General features: G+C 56.3%; 16 protein-coding genes. 13 read left to right on the top strand and 3 right to left on the bottom strand.

Translation table 11 applies throughout. From position 1 onward, the window contains the following. Positions 1–24: 24 nt before the first annotated feature. Together AC2FEB_RS21555 and AC2FEB_RS21560 are read left to right on the top strand one after the other, a co-directional pair. Positions 25–807 (top strand): HAD-IIA family hydrolase, encoded by a 783-nt coding sequence (locus tag AC2FEB_RS21555; RefSeq protein WP_496676867.1) that lies wholly within the window; start codon positions 25–27, stop codon positions 805–807. Between the two features lie 99 nt (positions 808–906). Then, positions 907–1,827, top strand: coding sequence for a CehA/McbA family metallohydrolase (locus tag AC2FEB_RS21560; protein ID WP_496676869.1), 921 nt, complete (start codon positions 907–909; stop codon positions 1,825–1,827). A gap of 361 nt (positions 1,828–2,188) precedes the next feature. Here AC2FEB_RS21560 and AC2FEB_RS21565 read toward each other — a convergent pair whose 3' ends face one another. Together AC2FEB_RS21565 and AC2FEB_RS21570 are read right to left on the bottom strand one after the other, a co-directional pair. Next, positions 2,189–4,606: a GcvT family protein gene (locus tag AC2FEB_RS21565; RefSeq protein WP_496676871.1), complete on the bottom strand. Its 2,418-nt coding sequence runs from the start codon at positions 4,604–4,606 to the stop codon at positions 2,189–2,191. Between the two features lie 9 nt (positions 4,607–4,615). After that, a complete protein-coding gene (locus AC2FEB_RS21570; RefSeq protein ID WP_496676874.1) occupies positions 4,616–7,027 on the bottom strand; it encodes an FAD-dependent oxidoreductase in 2,412 nt (803 codons plus the stop codon). Positions 7,028–7,104: 77 nt separating this feature from the next. On the opposite strand from AC2FEB_RS21570, the gene AC2FEB_RS21575 reads away from it, so the two are divergent. The 10 genes from AC2FEB_RS21575 (at position 7,105) to AC2FEB_RS21620 (ending at position 17,313) form a co-directional block, all read left to right on the top strand. Beyond that, complete coding sequence (locus tag AC2FEB_RS21575; RefSeq protein ID WP_496676909.1) at positions 7,105–7,995, top strand: LysR family transcriptional regulator; 891 nt, start codon at positions 7,105–7,107, stop codon at positions 7,993–7,995. Between the two features lie 573 nt (positions 7,996–8,568). Then, positions 8,569–9,645: a sugar ABC transporter substrate-binding protein gene (locus AC2FEB_RS21580; protein ID WP_299664530.1), complete on the top strand. Its 1,077-nt coding sequence runs from the start codon at positions 8,569–8,571 to the stop codon at positions 9,643–9,645. A gap of 81 nt (positions 9,646–9,726) precedes the next feature. Then, entirely contained in the window at positions 9,727–11,214 is a 1,488-nt protein-coding gene (locus tag AC2FEB_RS21585; protein ID WP_496676877.1) for a family 43 glycosylhydrolase, read from the top strand. 10 nt (positions 11,215–11,224) lie between these two features. Beyond that, positions 11,225–12,298, top strand: coding sequence for a class II fructose-bisphosphate aldolase (gene fba, locus AC2FEB_RS21590; protein WP_496676880.1), 1,074 nt, complete (start codon positions 11,225–11,227; stop codon positions 12,296–12,298). Further along, positions 12,295–13,146 carry a PfkB family carbohydrate kinase gene (locus AC2FEB_RS21595; RefSeq protein WP_496676883.1) on the top strand — a complete coding sequence of 284 codons (852 nt, stop codon included), beginning with the start codon at positions 12,295–12,297 and terminating at the stop codon, positions 13,144–13,146. The genes fba and AC2FEB_RS21595 overlap by 4 nt, the downstream gene beginning before the upstream one ends. Next, complete coding sequence (locus tag AC2FEB_RS21600; protein WP_496676886.1) at positions 13,139–13,783, top strand: nucleoside/nucleotide kinase family protein; 645 nt, start codon at positions 13,139–13,141, stop codon at positions 13,781–13,783. The genes AC2FEB_RS21595 and AC2FEB_RS21600 overlap by 8 nt, the downstream gene beginning before the upstream one ends. Positions 13,784–13,858: 75 nt before the next feature. Continuing rightward, the gene (locus AC2FEB_RS21605; RefSeq protein WP_496676888.1) at positions 13,859–15,091 is read left to right on the top strand and encodes an ROK family protein; all 1,233 of its coding nucleotides are present in this window, start codon (positions 13,859–13,861) and stop codon (positions 15,089–15,091) included. After that, complete coding sequence (locus AC2FEB_RS21610) at positions 15,072–15,866, top strand: ATP-binding cassette domain-containing protein (protein WP_496676891.1); 795 nt, start codon at positions 15,072–15,074, stop codon at positions 15,864–15,866. Before AC2FEB_RS21605 ends, AC2FEB_RS21610 begins: the two co-directional genes overlap by 20 nt. A gap of 10 nt (positions 15,867–15,876) precedes the next feature. Next, positions 15,877–16,878 (top strand): ABC transporter permease, encoded by a 1,002-nt coding sequence (locus AC2FEB_RS21615; protein ID WP_496676894.1) that lies wholly within the window; start codon positions 15,877–15,879, stop codon positions 16,876–16,878. 222 nt (positions 16,879–17,100) lie between these two features. Further along, complete coding sequence (locus AC2FEB_RS21620; RefSeq protein ID WP_299664548.1) at positions 17,101–17,313, top strand: hypothetical protein; 213 nt, start codon at positions 17,101–17,103, stop codon at positions 17,311–17,313. Positions 17,314–17,502: 189 nt separating this feature from the next. On the opposite strand, the gene AC2FEB_RS21625 is transcribed toward AC2FEB_RS21620, so the two are convergent. Further along, positions 17,503–17,685, bottom strand: a complete 183-nt coding sequence (locus AC2FEB_RS21625; RefSeq protein WP_282153400.1) for a hypothetical protein — start codon at positions 17,683–17,685, stop codon at positions 17,503–17,505. A 209-nt stretch (positions 17,686–17,894) separates the two neighbouring features. On the opposite strand from AC2FEB_RS21625, the gene AC2FEB_RS21630 reads away from it, so the two are divergent. Continuing rightward, complete coding sequence (locus tag AC2FEB_RS21630; RefSeq protein ID WP_496676898.1) at positions 17,895–18,788, top strand: RcgA family putative transporter; 894 nt, start codon at positions 17,895–17,897, stop codon at positions 18,786–18,788. Positions 18,789–18,817: the final 29 nt, after the last annotated feature.

Raw genomic sequence — 18,817 nt, forward strand, 5'->3', positions numbered from 1 at the left:
CTCACAAATCTAAAAGGAAACGGAATGGCCAACGGGGCTTTTATCTTTGACCTAGACGGAACTGTTTATCGGGGCGGGGCGGCGATTCCGGGCGCTGCCGCATTTATCAACAGACTTCGTGCTGACGGCGTGCCCTATCTGTTTGTGACCAACCGCGGCAACCGAACACCTGCCGAGGTTGCCAGACAACTGACGGAGATGGGTATTCCCTGCACCGAAGACACCGTCCTGACCTCGGCACAGGCCACGGCCGGGTTTCTTGGCGCAGTAAAAGCCTACGTGATCGGGGAAACGGGTGTGGTGCAGGCTCTGGCCGATGTCGGTGCCGAGGTTGTTGATGAGAATCCTGACGTGGTAATCGTCAGCTATGACACCGCGATCAGCTATGAAAAGCTGACCAACGCCACACGACATGTGTTGGCCGGTGCACGCCTGATCGCCACCAATACAGACAACATAATAACGGTCGAGGATGGCGTGTTGCCGGAAGCTGGACCGCTTGTTGCAGCAATTGAAAACGCCACTGGTCAAACCGCAGAAGTGATCGGCAAACCAAACCGGATCATCATGGATGAGGCCGTTTCCCGCCTGAATGTTGCCCATGAGAGTTGCATCGTTGTTGGTGATTTTTTGATGACAGATATTCTGGCGGCGCAAAACGCCGGGATGGCATCAGTGCTTATTCTGACCGGTGTTTCAAAGCAAAGTGAGATAGCAACGGCGCCATGCGCTCCAACCTGGGTTGTTGCGAATTATTCCGAATTGGAAAGCGCAGTATACCAGATGCAAAACGCCAGCATAACCTGAAGCGGATTTGATGATGTTCTGATGCTGAATTTGACATGACCGGCGGTGCCTGGCCTGCATCGATTGCGGTTAGATTGGCCAGTCTTTTAGGAGCTTCAAATGACACAGAATGCATTCACCGCGCCAGGCCGCTTTTATCGCGGCAACCTGCACACCCATTCCACATTGACCGATGCTGTTCTGGACCCGGAAGAGGTGTGCCGGCGGTACAAGGCGGAAGGGTATGACTTCATTGCGTTGACCGATCATTTTGTCGGACTTTGGGGGTATCCGCTTGCTGATACCCGGCCTTTTCGGGATGACGAGTTTACCACGCTGCTGGGTGCAGAGTTGCATTCGGGGGCGATGGAAAACGGCAGGATGTGGCATATTCTGGCGGTGGGTTTGCCGCTGGATTTTGCGCCGTCTGATTCCCCGAATTTCACGCCGAAGGACGGGCAGGAAACCGGACCCCAGATTGCAGCCCGGGCGCGGGCGGCGGGTGCGTTTGTGGCCGTGGCGCATCCGGAATGGTCGGGAATGACGATGGCGGATGCGCGTTCAATTGAAGCGGCGCATGCGGTGGAGGTCTACAATCACAGCGCTGGAGTAACGGCTGGTCGCCCGGCCGGGTTTCACACCGCAGATCTTTTGTTGTCCGAGGGGCGCAAGCTTTCATTGATTGCGACGGATGATGCGCATTTCGAGGGGCCTGACCACTTTGGCGGATGGGTCATGGTCAAGGCCGAGACCAATACGCCGGATGCGTTGCTGGAGGCGCTTAAAGCGGGGCATTTTTATGCCACGCAGGGGCCGGAAATCCACGGGATAGAAATGGCCGACAAGAGGATCACGGTGCGCTGTTCAGCGGCGCAAAACGTAATTGTCATGGGCAAGGGTCACGCGGCGCTGGCCACGCATGGTGCATCGATGACACATGCGACGCTGCCGCTGGCAGAGTTTGCGGACAGCCCGTGGATCAGGGTGATGGTCACGGATCGCGCAGGCCTGCACGCGTGGTCAAACCCGATCTGGTTCTAAGGGCGCCATAGGGCGCGCGTGATCATAATTACACTGGCCGTGCGATGCCGGACGCTTTCATGACTGGCCCTGATATTTTGTCTTGGCGATGGATCCGTCTTGTTCTCTCGCCCGGAATAAATACAGGGGGGGATTGCTATAGGGCAACATTCTCGGTTCCCGTCTGAATGCTGAGCACAAGAGTTGCATCGTTGCTGGCGATTTTTTGATGACAGATATTCTGACCCGCGTTTCAAAGCAAAGTGAGATAGCAACGGCGCCATGCGCTCCACCCTGGGGTGTTGCGAATTATTCCGATTTAGAACGTACAGTATACCGGATGCAAAACGTTTGAACTGAGGTGCCCCCAAGACGTTACATCTTAAGCCAACATTTTCTGCCGTGTCGGATCATAAGGCACCTGAGCGAGCGGTGTGGCTTTGTATTTTTGGTTCGCAACCTCGATTTCAAAACGTCGTGCCCGTGTTTCAGCCAGCGTTTCGCCGGGTGCGATCGATACATTGGCAAAGCACAGGTTTTTCCCCGTGCGCGGCCCTCGCGCACCAGAACTTGTCAGGCCTACGTAGGTGCTGTTTTCCCAAACCGGTTCATCATGCAGCAGCAGCGCATCGCCTTCGACATCAAGCAGGATCTGACGACGGGTTAAGCCGGCCTCTTTCTGGGCAATAAGCGCATCACGCCCCAGGAAGTCACCTTTTTTCCAGTTCACGGCAAAACCGATCCCGGCCTCTAGGGGCGAAATGTCGGGACCGAGGTCGTGACCCCAATGCTTGAACCCTTTTTCGATCCGGCAACCATCAAGGGCATAGATGCCCAAAAGGTGCTGGGTGTGGGCCCGCAGCCCGTCAAAAAGCGGGATGGCATCTGCCGTACGCACCGCAATTTCCCAGCCAAGCTCGCCGACGAAGCTTAGGCGCGTAGCGGTGGCGGGCAGCCCGGCAACCGTCACATTTTGGGAAGTGGAAAAGGCGAACGCGTCCCAATCGTCTGTGGACAGTGCCTGCAGGATCTCGCGTGCACGTGGCCCCATTACACCGATCACCGCTTCGTCTTCGGTCGCGTCTTTCAATTGCACGTCAAGCCCTTGCGAACGGGCCTGTTTTTTAAGCCAGTAGATGTCCTTACGCCGCGTGGCTGCGCCTGAGGTCACCCGGAAGGCCTGCTCCTCCAAGCGTGTCACGGTTAATTCCGCCTCGATCCCGCCCCGTTTGTTCAGCCAGGTTGTATAAACCGCGCGACCCGGTGTTACATCCAGGTCGGATGAGCAGACCCATTGCATCAGCGTCAGCGCATCCGGCCCGGTCACATCAATTTTGGTGAACATCGACAAGTCGATCAGCGCTGCGCTGTCGGCCATGGCCTGGGCTTCGCGATCCGCCACATATTGCCAGGTTTGTGATCCGATTGAGTACGGTAGGCGGCACTCCTCTTCGTTCTGGGCAAACCATAATGTTCGCTCCCATGCGCCACCCACACCCCAAACTGCGCCTGCCTGATCCAGCGCCTGATGTAGGGGTGACAAGCGCAAGTTGCGACCGGAAATCGGCTGTTTGTAGGGCCAGTGCATCGCAAAGTTGTTGCCCACTGCCTCGCGCATCTTGTCTTCCATGAAGCTGGGATCGGATTGCAGTGGGTCACAGCGCAAAATGTCGATATCCCACAAGTCAGTCGGGGCCTCGCCCGTAATCATCCAATCGGACAGCGCATCCCCCACTCCGGCGGATGACATGATGCCGGCCGAGTTCATTCCGGTGGCCACATAGAGGTTTCGCAGTTCGGGCGTCTCGCCCACCAGCGGGCGACTGTCGGCGGTAAAGCTTTCGGGTCCATTGAGGAAATGTTGGATACCGACGGATTCCAGCTCGGGGAACATGGTCAAGGCAGCGTCGATGAAAGGCTCGGCCTGCTCCCAATCATCTTCCATCTCAAGAAAAGGGCGGTTGCCCTCGGGTGCATGCGGATTCCAAGGTTTCGCATCCATTTCAAACCAGCCCACCAACAGCTTACCAGCGTCGCCTTTCAAGTAGACATGGGTTTCCATATCGCGAAAAACGGGGAAGGGTTTGGGTAAGCCTCCAATTGGTTCGGTTACCACATACATGTGCTTTACCGAATGTTGCGGCAACACGACACCTGCATCATCTGCGAGCTTTTTGGACCAGGCACCAGCACAAAGTGCCACTTGCTCCGCCTCAATTTGGCTACCATCGGACAGTTCCACACCAGTGATCTTATCACCCTTAGATACTAGGCGTGTCACCGACACCCCTTCGCGAATTTCCACTCCCTTAGTCCGCGCCGCCTTGGCATAGGCCATCGACACATCCACCGGGTTGACCTGCCCGTCTTCCTTGAGCGTGAGCGCACCGTGTATTCCCTGGGCGCTTATGCCAGGCACCCGTGATGCAACTTCCTTTCCCGATACCAACTCAGGTGTCATGCCTGTGAATTCGGCCACTGCATGAATGCGTTTCAACTCGTCCATACGTTCGGGGCAGCGCGCAATCCAATAGCCGGTCGTTTGCTGATAACCTGTTGCGAGACCTGTTTCGCGCTCCAACTCTGGGAAGGTTTCCAGCGCCCTGGAGGCCAGTCGGGTAAAGTTCAACGAAGCGCGCAATGGCCCAACAATCCCGGCCGCATGCCATGTCGTGCCAGATGTCAATTGGTTGCGCTCTAGCAGCAGTATGTCCTTCGCGCCTTTCTTGGAGAGATGATACGCGAGGCTCAGCCCGATCACTCCCCCACCAATGATAACAATATTACGTTTCGTATTCATCTGACGCTCCTACCTTTTCAGCAAAGCATTTTCCGGGTCGTGGACAGGCGTCGATAAACCTCGGACTTTCCGGCTTTGACCCAACAGGCCAACCTCCAGGTTTTCAGCACCCATCCGGTCGCTGTCTACATAAGCGAAGGCCAAGCTTTTGCCGGTCGTGTGTCCGTAGGCACCTGATGTGGTCAGGCCGACAACCTTGCCATCTGCAAAGACAGGCTCGCTGCCTAGACAATCCGCATCTGAGGCATCGACCTCAAGATAGGCGATCTGGCGGCTTGGTGTCGTGTCCTTGCAAGCCAGCAGTGCCTCACGGCCCAGAAACTCGTCTTTGCGGAAATGGACGAACCGGGACAGGCCTGCTTCTTTCATGCGTACATCCATGGTGTATTCATGACCCCAGGCACCATAGCCTTTTTCCATCCGCAGGGAATTCACGGCATAGAGACCAAAGTTGGCTAATCCGTGTTTGGCACCGGCCTCCAGAATTGCAGCGTAAGCCGTGTCGAGATCGGCCATGGGCATGTGCAGCTCCCAGCCCAATTCGCCAACATAGGACAGGCGCAGGGCACGGGTGGGCACACCCGCCACCGAAATCTGGCGCGCGTCCAGCCAAGGGAATGCGGCATTGTCGAGCGCCGCATCGGTCAGTTTCGACAGGATATCGCGAGAGCGAGGGCCGGTCAGCACAAGACACCCAAACTCCTGCGAGACGTTGCGCAGATCCACATCCTCACCCAAGCGCCGCCAAAAACACAGCTTGTCAAAATCGCGGGTTTGGCTCATCGCCGGGCCGAGCAGGTAGAACAGGTTCTCGTCAAAGCGGGTGATGGTCCATTCGCTCTCGATAAACCCGTTTGCCGTGGTGCTGTAGGCCAGCGCGGATTTACCCTCGCGTTTGGGCGCGGTGCCGGTGATCATCCGGTTGAGATAGCTTTCCGCATCCGGGCCCGAGACCTCGAACTTGGAAAAGCTGGATAGGTCCAGCACGCCCGCGCGTTCACGCACGGCGCGGCATTCGTCGCCGATGATCTCGTGAACATTCGAGCGGGCAAAGCTGTACTCCTCGGCCTCACCATTCGGCGCGTACCACTTGGGACGTTCCCAGCCGAAGGTTTCACCAAAGATCGCGCCTTGATCTGCCTGCCGCGCATAGGCCGGGGTCTGGAACAGGGGGCGTCCGGCCTCGCGGTCCTCGCCCGGTGGGTGCAATTGGTACATTCTGTGATAGACGTCGATGGCCTTTGCCTTGGCATAGTCGCCATAGGCATAATCGCCCCAACGGCGCGGGTCGAATTCGTTCATGCTGATCTCGGCCTGACCGTGGACCATCCACTGCGCCAGATACTTGCCTGACCCGGCGCCTTGACACACGCCAATGCTGGACCCGCAGGCCAGCCAGGCATTGCGCAGCCCTGGTGCAGGGCCCAGCAGAAAACCGCCATCAGGCGTATGGGTGATCGCGCCCGCAATCGTGGTGCGCACCCCAACCGAACCCGCAACCGGCATCCGCTCCATCGCCCGTTCCAGCCAGGGGGTCAGACGCTCCAGCTCGTTGGGGAACAGAAAGCGGTCGGTGTCCCAGTCCGGCCCGTCCAGATAGCACGCCTTGGCACCGCTGGTCTCATAGGGGCCAACGACCAATCCTTTGCGTTCCTGCCGGAAATAGGTCGAGCTGTAGGGGTCGCGCACCAGCGGCAATTCGAAATCCAGCGCTTCGACCTCGGGGATGGTTTCTGTCACCAGATAATGGTGGATCATGTCGACGATGGGCAGCTTGATCCCCATCATCTCGCCCAGTCGGCGCGCGAACGAGCCGCCCGCGTTGACAAGCTGCTCAGCGATCACCGTGCCGTTTTCGGTCTCGACTTCCCATTCACCCGATGCGCGCTGCGCAAGCCCCGTCACTCGGGTGTTGGTGACAATCTTCACCCCCCGCGCCCGTGCGCCCTTAGCCATCGCCATGGTCACGCCGGTGGGGTCCACATAGGCGTCATTTTCCATCCACACGGCACCCTTGACGCCGAAAGTTTCGATAAAGGGATGGCGCTCTTTGGCTTCCTCGGTCGAGATGATCCGGCAGGCGATGCCATTGTGCTGTGCTATGCCTACACCGCGCGCGAACCAGTTCAACTCCTCCTGGGTTTGCGCCAGCCGCATCCCGCCGCAGCGGTGATAGCCTGTTGCCTGATCGGTCTCGGCCTGAATCTCATCATAAAGCTTTAGCCCGTGGTCATGGACATAGGACAAACCCAGCGAACCGGCGAAGTTCGTGGTGTTGCCTGCCGCATGCCAAGTCGAACCCGAGGTGAGTTCCCCTTTTTCCACCAGCATCACATCGGTCCAGCCCTCGCGGGCCAGATGATAGGCTAGGCTGACGCCGTAAACGCCGCCGCCAATGATAAGCGCACGTGTGTGTTCCATGGTCGTGCCCTTCTTGACTGCCGCAAATCCATCCATAGAATTCCTGTATGGAAGATTTGCGCAGTTTACTCCCGATCATGAATGCCCTTGCCGCATTTGAAGCTGTCGCCAGCGTTCAGAGCGTCAGCGAAGCATCCAGGCGTTTAAACATCTCTCAACCGTCTTTGAGTCGGCACATTAAGGTGCTGGAGGAAAATCTGAACACGCAATTATTCGATAGAATTCATAGCAAAATTCGATTGACTGCCGAAGGAGAACGGCTGTTCGACGCGGTGCAGGGCGGCCTGTCGGGCATCCGGCAGGTCTGTTCAGACCTGAAATCGCGGGCAGAGTTTCCCGCGGTATCGATCCATTGCGGCTATGGGCTGGCGCATTTCTGGTTTTTGAAGATTTACCCCGGCCTGCAACAGGCTTTTCCGGATTTCGACATTCACCTCTCGGTGTCACAAACCGAAACCGCCGCCGACCGTCTGGAGGCAGATCTGTCTTTTGTGATGGGCAAGCCATCCGGCCCAAACTACCGGTCTGACCGGATCATGCAAGAACGGATCGTCCTTGCCTGTTCGCCGGAATTCCTGAACCGTCATGGCCTGACGCGTAATCAACTCACGCCGGAGACCATCTGCCAACTGCCCCTGCTGCATCTGGGGCGCGAGGAATATGGCTGTATCTGGTTCGGAGACTGGTTTCGCGCCCATGGTCTGGATTTCGAACTGACCCCCGAGGTGCTGTTTTATCACAGCTATCCGCTGCTGATCGAGGCCGCCTCCGAAGGCCGCGGCATCTGCATCGCATGGCCGCAGCTGTCGGGTGATCACTTTGACACCGGGCGGTTAATATCTCTGCCGGGAACAGAGATGGAATCCGAGAACGGCTATTTCCTGGTCTCGCGGGCGAAACAACATGCAACCGAAAGATTTTCCGCACTGCACAACCTTGTTTTAGAGAAGGCGCGAGCAATGTTTTGAATGTTTACAAGAGTTTAAAAATTTGGGATCCAGCTCCGTCAAAACTGGAATCCCTGACCATCACCAATGTTGTAAAGGCATTCTCCCCTGTGTCCCGCCATCCTCCAGTTCATATGTCGTGCAGCGAAGGGGAGTTGCTGCGCCCGCATTCGTCCAGCCTGCTACGGCCGTGATCCCCAACGGGATTGCCGTTCGCACGTAATGTGGGTTCAGGCAGATGATTGCAGGCTGGTTGCAAATAATCTGGGTTCAGTCGCAGATAATCCGGGTTTGACCCCATCGATAGATGCAAATAATTCGGGCCAAAAATCTCTATGATTGCAGGTCGAGCCAATTATGTTTGCAGGTCGTTACACTTACCGGGCCGTGGCGTACCGCGCGGTTCGCTCGGAACTTGATGCCGTGGATGCATGAGCCGTAAAACCTGGATTCTTGCCATTTCGCGACCTCAAGGTTCACGGGCTGGTTCACCGGATTGGATATATACTTGCAAACTACAATTAATTGCAGTACGCATTAAATAGGAGTTTACCTCTCCGCAATTAACGCGAAAAACTCTCCAGGGAGGAGATCATGACCTATAAGATGCTCAAGCCTTTGCTTGTGACAGCAGCCATGTTGCCGCTTGCGAGCGTGGCAACGGCTCAAAGCGAAGCTCGTACCGATCTGGTAATCGCAGACCTTGGCCAACCGGAAACAAACCCTTGGGTTATCAACCGCCATCGTTTTGAACGCTGCGTCGCTGAAGCGCTTGGTGTCGAGCTGAAGGAGTTTGACGATCAGAACTCGGAAGAACAGCACGCGGCGCAAGCTGAATCCATCATCGCAAGTGGCCCGGACGGGCTGATCTTCAACCCGCTGACGTCGCCGGCCGGTATCCAGGTCGCGCGTCTTCTTGAAGAGAATGATATTCCTGGTATTGCCGTCGGTCGACTGGTGGTGTCCAGCTATGACGATGACTATGAAGGTGAGGATTTCATCGCGCAGGTGACCCAGAACAATGACACTTGGGGTCAGGCAATCGGCAAAGCCACCGCAGATCTCGGACACAAGAAAGTCGCGATGGTCTGGAACCAGAAAGGTGTGACTTCTGCGGAAGAAATCTGGGCGGGAGTTCAATCGGAATTGGACGCGGCAGGGGTCGAAGTGATCGCTGAAAGTTGGGATCGTCTGAACCGGGAGAATGGCCAGAAATATGCCGAGCAGTTCATTGCTCGCTTCGGACCCGGCGAGATTGACGCGATCATCGTGCTTGGCGCGGTCGCCGGTCTCGGCAGTCAATTTGCGGTGGAACAGGCAGGGCGTGACGACATCGCCATCATAACCACCGACATTGACGAGCAGGTCGCTCAATTCATCAAGGATGGCAAATTGAGTTTCTCGATCGGTGGCCATTGGATGGTTGGCGGATTCGGCCTTATCCAACTCTATGACTACTTGCACGGTCACCCGATTGAAGACACCCAGCCGCGGGTCGGGCTCATTCCGGTAACAGCCGACAATGTGGATACCTATGCCAACAGTCTTCTGAACGGATGTATTCTTTCACCGGAAACCGTTCGCAGCCTCAGCAAGGTCCATAATCCCGACGCTGATTTGCCCGGTTTCATCGACGCGTGGCAGGCAAACTGGCAAGACTACGTGCAATAACTCCCCTTGCACGCAGCGTGCCCTCCCCCGTCTCAATGGGTCGGGGGACTAAAAAATCAAACTCTTTTTCGAGGTCCGCAGATGAGACTTTTCGGATACGCTCCGGAGCGCGGTGCTGCCGCTGGTGATACGATGCCATTCTACCACGATGGCACGTGGCATCTGTTTTTTTCCCAACCCCCCGTTGGTGCCTGGGAATACGTTGAGCGGGCGCGCGTCTCGACCGCTTATCTTCGGTCAGATGATCTCGTAAACTGGGAGGTGATGCCCGACGCTTTCGGCCCCGGTGCGCACGGTGAGTGCGACGGCGATGGGATCTGGACCGGCTCTGTCATTGAGCACGATGGCGTGTTTCACTTCTTCTACACAGGTTACAATCGTCAATCTGCTTCACCGCAGTCAATTTGCAAGGCAACATCGACCGATCTCAAGACCTGGGAGAAATCCGGATCCAACCCGATGATCTCCCCCGATCCCCGCTGGTACGAAACCGTCGATTGGCGCGACCCCTTTGTCTACCGCGACGAAGAGGCTGGGTGCTTCAAGATGCTGATCTCAGCGCGCCTCAAGGAAGGTCCGCAGTTTCGCCGGGGCTGTGTTGCCGTTGCCACGTCCGATGATCTGGAAAGCTGGGAGGTTGGCCCGCCGCTGGCGTCCTCGATGTTGACGCATTGCCCGGAATGCCCGGAAATCTTCAAGTTGGGCGACTGGTGGTATCTGGTTGAAAGCCGCTACTCGGAACGAATGCAAACAGTGTATCGGGTGTCAAAATCCCCGGATGGTCCTTGGGAAAGCCGCAAGCTCGACAGTCTTGACGGGCGTCGATTTTACGCTGCCAAATCGGCCAGCGATGGCCACCGTCGCATGAGTTTCGCATGGATACCGTTCCGCAAGCATCATGGCCCCAAGCGCAGCTGGGTTTGGGGCGGAGAACTGGGCAGCCCGCGCGAACTTGTCTCGCTGCCAGACGGCACGCTGACTTGCAAATTGCCCGATAACGTGGACCAGAGTTACGCAGAGACCGTGCCCCACAAGCTGCGCCCCATGTTGGGAGACTGGACCGGCGATGCAAGCCCTCGGTGCGATGCGACAGGATCATACGGATACGCATTCATTGACGGTCCGAACCGAGATGACGTGTTGCTCGATGTGCTTATCGAACCCGATCCTGCAACTGAAGCAGTGGGTGTCCTTATTGAACCTCGCGGGGGCGATCATCTGGACAGCGGCTACAGTCTTTCCATTGAGCCTATGAAGGAGCGTGTGCTCTTCGATCGTTGGCCAGCTGCGATGGACCCTCTTTGGGACAGCCTGGTGCTTAATGAACGGCATGGCATTGAGGTCCGTCAGGAGATCGACAGCCCATTGGTCGAACGACCGCTCGCCTTCACACCGGAGGATGGGTGTTACCGGGTTCAGATCCTGCGCAACGGGTCGGCCATCGAGTGCTTTGTAGCCGGGCAGGTTGTTGCATCATTCAGGGTCTATGACATTTCCAATACCGATGCCTGGGGCCTGTTCGTTCAGGAAGGCTCGGCGAAATTCCACAACCTCAAATTCCGCAAGTAAAGGCCTCGCCATGCCCCTCATAACACTCAGACAATTGCTTGATTATGCGGCGGATCACGATTTTGGTGTGCCGGCGTTCAACATCTCCAACATGGAGCAGGGCCTTGCGATCATGAACGCTGCCCGCACCTGCGACGCACCGGTGATCCTGCAGGCTAGCCTGAATGTTCGCAGGGCCTATGCCGGAGATCGGATGATCGTCGCCATAGTGAACGCGCTGGCGTCCATGTATCCCGACAACCCAATCTGTCTGCATCAGGACCACGGCCATGACGAGCAGGCCTGCGTCAGCGCCATCGCTGCGGGGTTCACTTCGGCTATGATGGATGGTTCTCTGATGGGCGACGGAAAGACACCCGCCAGCTATGCCCACAACGTCGATATCACGGCCCGCGTTGCACAGATCGCACATTGGACGGGTGCCTCAATCGAAGGAGAGCTCGGTGTTCTTGGATCGCTGGAAACCGGCGAGGCGGGTGAAGAAGACGGGTCCGGGGCAGAGTGCAAACTGGATCACGATCAGCTATTGACCGATCCCGATCAGGCGGCGGAGTTTGTTGCTGCAACCAAGGTCGATGCGCTTGCGATAGCCTGTGGGACGTCTCATGGCGCTTATAAATTCACAAGGGAACCGGATGGCGACATCCTGGCCATCAGCCAGATTGAGGCGATCCATCGTCGCGTGCCGAATACCCATCTTGTCATGCATGGATCGAGCTCTGTGCCACAGGGTTTGCAGGACTTGATAAACGCCTCTGGCGGTGAAATGCCACAAACCTGGGGCGTCCCCGTCGAAGAGATCGAACGCGGGATCCGGCATGGTGTTCGAAAAATCAACATCGACACCGATTGCCGCATGGCCATGTCCGGCGCAATGCGGCGCTTCTCCCGGGACAACCCATCGAATTTCGATCCGCGGGCGTTTATCCTGGCCGGGATGGCGGAGCTTGAAATGCTGGTCCGTGACAGGTTCGAGAGGTTCGGGGCGGCGGGCCACGGGCGTAAAATCAAGCCGATCCCAGTTGCAGAAATGGCAAAGCGGTATGCTGATGGCGGGCTCGATCCATCCCGGAAGGCCGCGTGAGCCGGGCGCTGTTCATAGGCCGCTCGGTGATGGATGTCACCGCGCTTGTCGAGGATTTCCCGGGTCCGGACGGGAAGACCAAGGCATTGAGCAATGATGTGATCCCGGGCGGGTCTGCGTTGAACGCTGCCGTAACGTTTGCCCATCTTGGCGGAACGGCGGCGCTGGCCACATCGCTGGGCGCGCCGGGCCCAATGAAGACAATGCTGACGTCCGATCTAAAGGACAGGAACGTTACGGTGCACGACATCTGTAATGATCCGGACTATCGCATCCCGCTTTCCACAGTAGTTTCAACCCGGAGCCTTGGGGCCAGGATGATTGTCAATGGCGCTGGGGATGAGTGCGATAAGGTGCACTCTCAAGATGATCTGATCCTGACGGAAGGATACGGGTTAATTCAGATCGACCAGTACGAACGGCATTTTGTTGAGGCGCATGTCGACGCATTGCGTGCGTTTGAAGGGCCAATCATTTTGGATGGCGGTGGCTGGAAAGACTGGTCACCGGACTTTCTAAAGCTGGCCGATATTCCAATTGTCAGCGACGTGTTTTGTCCCGAGGGACCACCCGCTTTTGCCAATATGTGTGAAGAACTGGGCATCCAACGCTGGGCGATGACACGGGGTCATGCTGGGGTCGTCTGGCATGATCAGGGACGTCAGGGTGAGATACCCGCCCTTGAGGTGGATGTTGTCGATAGCTTGGGCGCAGGAGACATTTTCCACGGCGCTTTCTGCCACGCGTATCTCGAAACCGGTTCATTTGTAGATGCGTTGAATATCGCCAACCAGATTGCGGGTAAGTCCTGCATTCATGCGGGTACGCGGAGTTGGATGGATGCCTGAGCAGTTAGCCGATTATGCCAGCCTTCTGGGCGCAATTGAAAAGTGGATAGGTGCGGGTCAACCACCGCTCATTGTAGCAATTGCAGGGCCTCCGGCGACGGGTAAGTCTACGCTGTCCGAGCGGCTGGCCGAGGATCTACGCGCTGCCGGGCACACCGCCGCCTACTGCCCGATGGACGGGTTTCACAAAACAAACGCCCAGCTTGAGGCCGAAGGGCTTAGAAGCGTGAAAGGCCGTATCGATTCGTTTGATGGCAACGCGTTTGCCCACGCGGTGGAACGTTTGTCCAGGCGAGATGCGTTTTGGTGGCCGCGATATTCCCGGCACATACATGACCCGGTCCCAGAAGGCGCCCGGATCGAAGGAAACGAGGCCCTTTGCATAGTCGAGGGCAACTACATTCTAATGAATGAAGCGCCTTGGATTCGAGCGGCATCGCATTTCGACCTGCGTATCTTTGTAGACACGCCGGATGAACTCCTGAAGCAGCGCTTGAAGCGACGCCACGAGCGTGGCGGGAGAGGTGAAGTCGAGACACTGGAAAAGATCACCAAGACCGACATGCCCAACGCGGAGAGGATCCGACAAAGTGCTACATTCGCCGACATCCTGTTTCAGGAGGGCGTCGATGCGTAGCACCCGAGAGTTGATTGCAGGTCGCAAGCAAAACTCGCTATGTTTGAGCCAAATTGAAAAAATTGGGGTTCGGACATGAAGCTTGCTCAAAAAGGCTTGTCGATCGAGGGTATTCAAGGCCACAACAGGCGCGCCATCCTTGCAGCTTTGCACGACATGGGAGAATGCTCGCGCAAGGAAATCAGCGTAGCCACCGGATTGGATCAGGCGACTGTCACCCGTGCGATAGCACCACTTATTGACAATGGCATCGTTGAGGAAATGGGACTTGTTCGTGGGGGGCGTGGTCGGCGATCGATCAACCTGAGCTTTGTTGGTTCCGGGCGATACATCCTCTGTCTTAGATTGCAACGCCGTAGCTTTTCCATTGCTGCATTCAATCTGCGCGGTGACCTGCTGGAGACCAGTGAATTCCCCATCGCACGGGACGGGTCCGCCAAGCAGACTTTCAAGGAGATCTCCGAGACACTGGATCGCCAGATTGGCAATTTGAAACAGGTCGATGGCATTGGCGTGGCTGTTCCTGGCCCGTTCCTGGAGCGCGATGAACGTGTCATCCTCATGACTGAAAGCCCTCAATGGCAGGGCTTCGATCTGATCCCCGAGTTGCGCTCCCGCTACCCCGACATTCCTGTTCACTCCACACACGACGCCAAGGCAGCAGCCTTGACTGAATGGCGCCATCATGGCCGGGCGCTGGGGGCCAAGGTCATGTTGTATTTGTCTGCCGGTCAGGGGATCGGATCGGCGCTTGTCGTGGATGGCCATGTTCACCGCGGGGCGCAAGGTCTTGCGGGCGAACTGGGGCACACATCCATCAGCGTTGATGGCGAGCAGTGCAAATGTGGAAATCGAGGCTGTCTGGAACTCTTTACATCACGCATTGCGCTACTGCGCGCCATACGGGAGCGCGCGGAAGACGTCAGCGGTACAACATTGACATCAGACGCTGATTTGTCTCAGGTCCTTGACGCATACGCAGCGGAAGACGGGCTTGCCAGCGAAGAGGTGCACAGGGTTGCACGCTATCTGGCGCAAGGCATCACCAACTGCATCAACTTCGTCAATCCGGATTTGGTTGTGATCGGAGATGAATATGCCGGGTTCGGTCAAAGGTTTCTGGAACACATCAAGACCCATGTAAAAGCGACGGTTTTGCCAAGCATCTATGATGCCGTCGACATCGAGCTGAGCCAGCAAAGTGAAGATACTGTGCTGCGCGGAGCCTTTCTGGACGTACTTGCACAAACCTATCTCGGTTCTCCCAGAGCCGAGCCAGAAGCCCTTGTTGCCGAAGCAAGCGGATAGGAATGAAGGAGAACCCACTATGATTGACCAGACGGCTCAACCTCTTCTATCGGTGAAACACGTTTCGAAGTCATTCGGTGGTGTCCAGGCATTGCGTGACGGCTCCTTTGATCTTCATCGCGGTGAAGTCGTCGCGATCGTGGGCGGAAATGGTGCCGGAAAATCAACGTTGATGAAGGTTGTGGCTGGGGCCCATGTTCCGGACGGCGGACAGATCATCATCAGCGGCAAGGAAGTGTCCCGGGCTGAGCATAGCGTTTCGCATATGCAGGAGTGCGGGATTGAAGTCGTTTATCAGGACCTGGCACTGGTTCCCAATATGACGGCGCCCTACAACCTGTTTCTGGGGCGCATCCCCCGCAAATGGGGGATTTTTGTGGATGAACGAAAGATGCGCGAAAAAACCCGTGAAGCCCTCGCGCAGCTCAATGTCACCACCGTTCAGGATCTGTCGCAACCAATCTCCTCTATGTCAGGAGGACAACAACAAAGTATCGCGATCGGGCGCGCAATTGCCTGGGGAAGCGACATCGTAATCCTCGACGAACCGACCGCTGCACTTGGACCGAATGAAACGGCGGAGGTCGAGCGATTGGTGGAGGATGTGCGCGACAAGCAGGGCACGTCATTCCTTTTGGTCAGCCACAATCTCGATCAGGTGCGCCGCCTGGCTGACCGTATCGTAGTGACCCATCACGGGATCACATCGCGTGAATTCAAGCGCGACGAGATTACCTCGGACCGGCTCGTGAAGGCCATAACTCTCGGCGAATGAGGAGAACGACATGACCGAAACAACCGCCTCCGGCCCCTTCCTGACGCCCAAACGCGCGGAAATGCTGCGAGACTATGTGCCTTTCATTGCCATTGTTCTGGTAATCTTGTTGTTCTGGGCGATCTCCGGCGACCGCTTCATGTCGGTGCGCAACTGGACTTTCATCGCGCAGCAAACGCCTGTCTTGATGTTGTTGGCATTCGCGCAGTTGATGATCGTGACAACCGGTTCAATTGATATCTCCATAGGATCAAGCCTGGCTTTTTCGGCGTTTCTGGGCGCACTTGGAATGCTCTGGTTCGGGGATGTAGGTTTGATCCTGGGCGTTGTCGCAGGTGGTCTTGTCGGAATGGTCAATGGCCTGATTATTTCACTGCTCAAGATCCCATCATTTGTGACAACATTGGCGATGCTTATCATCGTGCGCGCCATTGTGATCATCGCGTCCGACGGCACGGCGATCTATATAACAGACGATAGCGTGTCAGGGGGCACCAACATCTCATCCGTTGCCGCGCCATGGCTTTTGTCGATGGGCAAATTCCCCGCGATCTTCATCCTTGCGGCGATTGTCGCGCTATTTATGTGGGCCTTCTATGAGAAAACTGTTTTTGGTCAACAGTTGCGCGCCGTTGGAGGCAACGAGAAGGTTCTCCGCCTGGTCGGCATCAATGTCACGACGTTCAAGATCAAGGTCTTTGCCGCTGCAGGGTTGATGGTGGGGTTGGCGGCTTGCGTCAACCTGGCAAGGGCAGGGGCAGCGACGCCACAGGCGGGCCTGATGATTGAGCTCGACGCAATTGCTGCAGTTGCGCTTGGTGGTACGCCGCTGACGGGTGGCTATGGCAGTGTAGTCAAGACGATCATCGGGGCATTGACCCTGACGATCGTCCGCAACGGGCTAACAATCGCGGGCGTACCACCATCATGGAGTCAGGTCGCCCTGGGTGTATTGCTGATTGCGGCCATCGCTATTTCGCTGAACAGAAGCAAGGTGGACGTGGTGAAGTGACAGCGAATGACATCGTGGTGTGGCTGCCTGAGCTGTGCGCCACGATGCCGAGGCATTGAATGTTGGCAGTGCTGCTGTCGACAATTGCAACTGCTCAACGGCATGCGCAGCATCTGAGACGTGTAACCGTGGGGTAGGGCGTTGGTTGATCGCATTTGCCAGCGCACCTATCGTGCCAGAGGTCTAACATCGCGTGTTCCATAACGTTGGAGTGATCCCCGGATGAACATGTTCGAACTTCGTGTACCCTTCTTTCTTCCGCTCTGGCGGCGGGTTGCCGTCACACTCTTGAGCGTTGGATGGGCGATCCTGGAGCTTGTAACCGGGAACTTGTTCTGGGCCATTCTGTTTGGCGCGATTGGGACCATCGCGACCTGGCAGTTTTTCCTTTCTGGTTGGCCCGACGAGGCGTCAGATCAAGAGTCTAAAGAGTGAATAAGAGCTCTGTAGCCAAGCTTTGACGGTGACGCGTTCTCAGCAGAATAGGGGATTTCGAAACCGGGATTAGAGCGAGTCCTACTACGGCGACACAGCGGCGTAAGCTAAACTATGTTAAATCTCTTTGACTGGACGCAGCCCACCTAGCGTCAAAATTGAATGCTGGTTAAGCTTCGGACAATCTTCTCAAAGGCGAAGACGAGCGGCAGGCGAAAGTTCCACAACTCTTAACCCGCTGTCTGACGCGACACTGACTTGTCCGTTGTTCCATGCATAAACGACCGCCATCGTTTTGCCCGTGTGGGCGTCCTGAACTTCAATGATCGGCTCGCCTTTTTTTGCTCGTTCGTTTTGTTGTTCTGTCGCCATCGTCAACCCTCGGTGTTCGTAGGCCCGATCCATCAATCCCAGCACAACAAGATTGGTAGGGCTTTTTCTGTTGCATGGTTGTTGCCCTTCATCCCAAAGCAAAGAGCGGATTCTAGCTCAACTTTGAGAAGAGTAAGGCGGCTCGTTGACAATCGCACGAACCGGAACGAAACAGGATGAAACGGAACGAACCATAAGCGTGTAATCAATTGATAAAACACGGTAAATATTTTGTTCCTCCGCTGAAAGACGACAGCGATTTCAAGGAACTGTTCAAGTATCTGGTTTCTGTGGGAGCTGGCTTACCCGCTGACCAGACGGGACTTCCTGTGGGCTCATGGACGCCAGAATTACTTGCAAGCACCATCTCCCAGTTTGCCTCCAACAAGTCGGGCGTCGAGCTAAGGACAGTTCAGCACTGGTTTCAGGATAACGACAGAGGGATTAGCACCGACAACATTCGCTGGCTGGCGCGCGTATTCGGCTGCGGTGATCCTGACGCTATCACCGCATGGAGGGCGGAACTTAATGCCGCCAACAGGCGATTGGCAACAAAGCGACGAGAGAAGCGCAGCATTCAAACGCGCGATTTGCAGCTTTCTACTGGCACTGCCAAGGAAGGTAACCAAGACGAGATTGAAAACGCAGCGAAACGGGAAACACCGAGGGAGCCGACGAGTATCTCGGGACTAGCGGGACGAACAGAGGCGATGTTCAGCACCCATTCATCATTGGGCTTGCCGGCCGTGGTGTTCGCTGCTGCTACAGCGCTGGGGCTTATGTCGTTTTCATTGAACATTCACAGCGTTGAGTTCACGTCCCCAACAGGTCCGACAAAGCAAGTTGGTTTTTTGTGGGCCCCGAATTGGACAGTTGTTTTCCTTGTGCTTCTGCCAGTGTATTTCGCAGTTTTGATCAATCTGTTGAGGCTGTGGAAAGCAGAATGGCGAGCTGACTTGGTGACAAGGTTGAGCTCCACATCACCACGAACAAGTTGGGCAAGCAGGGTCACAGCGATGTCCTATGTGTATTGGGCGATGTTTGTTGTGACCATATTAGGTTCTGGACCTATTAATTTGGTTGTCGCCATCCCGCCTGCGTGATTCATACCCGCGAGCTTCAGGGGTATAAC

This window comes from Ruegeria sp. YTSC106, from assembly GCF_059609765.1.

Coding starts and splice junctions, on each gene's coding strand:
- AC2FEB_RS21555 (WP_496676867.1), top strand. CDS start 25: ATGGCCAACGGGGCTTTTATCTTTGACCTAGACGGAACTGTTTATCGG.
- AC2FEB_RS21560 (WP_496676869.1), top strand. CDS start 907: ATGACACAGAATGCATTCACCGCGCCAGGCCGCTTTTATCGCGGCAAC.
- AC2FEB_RS21565 (WP_496676871.1), bottom strand. CDS start 4,606: ATGAATACGAAACGTAATATTGTTATCATTGGTGGGGGAGTGATCGGG.
- AC2FEB_RS21570 (WP_496676874.1), bottom strand. CDS start 7,027: ATGGAACACACACGTGCGCTTATCATTGGCGGCGGCGTTTACGGCGTC.
- AC2FEB_RS21575 (WP_496676909.1), top strand. CDS start 7,105: ATGAATGCCCTTGCCGCATTTGAAGCTGTCGCCAGCGTTCAGAGCGTC.
- AC2FEB_RS21580 (WP_299664530.1), top strand. CDS start 8,569: ATGACCTATAAGATGCTCAAGCCTTTGCTTGTGACAGCAGCCATGTTG.
- AC2FEB_RS21585 (WP_496676877.1), top strand. CDS start 9,727: ATGAGACTTTTCGGATACGCTCCGGAGCGCGGTGCTGCCGCTGGTGAT.
- fba (WP_496676880.1), top strand. CDS start 11,225: ATGCCCCTCATAACACTCAGACAATTGCTTGATTATGCGGCGGATCAC.
- AC2FEB_RS21600 (WP_496676886.1), top strand. CDS start 13,139: ATGCCTGAGCAGTTAGCCGATTATGCCAGCCTTCTGGGCGCAATTGAA.
- AC2FEB_RS21605 (WP_496676888.1), top strand. CDS start 13,859: ATGAAGCTTGCTCAAAAAGGCTTGTCGATCGAGGGTATTCAAGGCCAC.
- AC2FEB_RS21615 (WP_496676894.1), top strand. CDS start 15,877: ATGACCGAAACAACCGCCTCCGGCCCCTTCCTGACGCCCAAACGCGCG.
- AC2FEB_RS21620 (WP_299664548.1), top strand. CDS start 17,101: ATGAACATGTTCGAACTTCGTGTACCCTTCTTTCTTCCGCTCTGGCGG.
- AC2FEB_RS21625 (WP_282153400.1), bottom strand. CDS start 17,685: ATGGCGACAGAACAACAAAACGAACGAGCAAAAAAAGGCGAGCCGATC.